1 protein-coding gene and 1 pseudogene are annotated in these 843 nt (G+C 63.6%); both read right to left on the bottom strand.

The window, feature by feature from the left end; translation table 11 throughout:
• Window positions 1–72: 72 nt before the first annotated feature.
• Window positions 73–270, bottom strand: coding sequence for a hypothetical protein (locus AC1D1G_RS45655; RefSeq protein WP_477956994.1), 198 nt, complete (start codon window positions 268–270; stop codon window positions 73–75).
• A gap of 28 nt (window positions 271–298) precedes the next feature.
• Window positions 299–784: pseudogene (locus AC1D1G_RS45650) on the bottom strand (transposase); the annotation flags it as partial.
• Window positions 785–843 lie beyond the last annotated feature (59 nt).

The following is an 843-nucleotide window of genomic DNA, read 5'->3' as shown; positions in this document are numbered from 1 at the left end:
GCATAGCGATATCCAACTACCGACGACAAAAGCGACTAGATAGGCTTACCGGGACTGTCGCTTGCTCCTCTGTCAAGCAGCGGCTGCGGTGACCATCAGTGATAGATCTGCGGCCATCGCTTTGATGACGACGTCCGAGAGTCTGCGCTTGAGGATGCGGAGTGCTTCCATTCCACCGTCGCCGCTGGCCTTGCGGCGTGCCAACAGTGCTCGCGCGTCGGGATGACAGCGGGCCTGAGTGAGTGAGTGCGATGCGGTGGATTGCGGCATTGAGCTGACGGTTCCCGGTGCGCGAGAGTCGATGTCGAGCGCGGTTCGACGACCATACTGGAAGCGGCGCGGTGCCGTTGTGCCGTGCGAACGCATCCTTGGAGTGAAATCTATCGACACGAGCGGTCTCACCGACCAGCTTCGCTGCGATGAGCGCTCCGCACCCAGGAATCGCCAACAAGGAAGGGGCCAGCACAGCGGTCCGGGAAGTGATCTGGCCCGTGAGTTCGTCGATCTCGACAGTGAGGCGGCGTAGGTGCTCGACGAGTCGGGCCGCCAGTTCTGCGACAAGGCCCGAAGAGTTCGACAGATGCGCTCGAACCTTGTCGAACGCACTGGTCCGGTCCATTTTCGTCGGCGCCTTCCACCCTGGGTCGAGCTCGTGAAGGTGCCAGCGCAGGCGTGCGATGATTCGAGTCCGTTCGGCAACGAGGTCTTCGCGATGGTCGACCAGGAGCCGGAGCTCACGTTCTGCGCCGTCGAGGCGGGCTTCGGGCAGATCGGGCTCACGCAGGGCCGCGCGTGCGACTGCGAGCGCGTCGATCGGATCCGACTTGCCGTAGGTGCGGGCGC

This window comes from Rhodococcus sp. P3_B8, assembly GCF_056402775.1.
This window is presented reverse-complemented; position numbering and strand designations above follow the sequence as displayed.

What these genes read in the sequence shown, in the direction of transcription:
- AC1D1G_RS45655 (WP_477956994.1), bottom strand. Translation starts at nt 270, where the DNA reads ATGCCGCAATCCACCGCATCGCACTCACTCACTCAGGCCCGCTGTCAT.